General features: G+C 44.3%; 1 tRNA gene. It reads right to left on the reverse strand.

Annotated features, from left to right (window positions below):
- Positions 1 to 29: 29 nt before the first annotated feature.
- Positions 30 to 105 (reverse strand) — tRNA-Phe (locus tag AAC854_RS23350).
- Between the last annotated feature and the right edge of the window lie 245 nt (positions 106 to 350).

Raw genomic sequence — 350 nt, forward strand, 5'->3', positions numbered from 1 at the left:
ACTGGGCTGGACTTCACTGGAAGTTGAAGTGGTGCCCGGACTCGGAATCGAACCAAGGACACGGGGATTTTCAATCCCCTGCTCTACCGACTGAGCTATCCGGGCTAACGGAGCGCATTAAACCGTATTCAGATAAATCCGTCAAACACTTTCTGCATAATTTTATCTGCATGCTTTTAATTTGTGCAAAAGGCTATAAATCCAAACAAAATGGAGAAACAATCGCCTCTCCATTTTTCATTGTATATAGAAAACCCCCAGCTTGGCTGGGGGTTCCGTAGAGCTTACAGCTATAAGTCTGCTATAAAAACCCCTTTTGATTTGTTAAAACACCTTGCGGTCTGGCAACT

Source organism: Xenorhabdus entomophaga (assembly GCF_037996725.1).
Classification (GTDB): domain Bacteria; phylum Pseudomonadota; class Gammaproteobacteria; order Enterobacterales; family Enterobacteriaceae; genus Xenorhabdus; species Xenorhabdus khoisanae.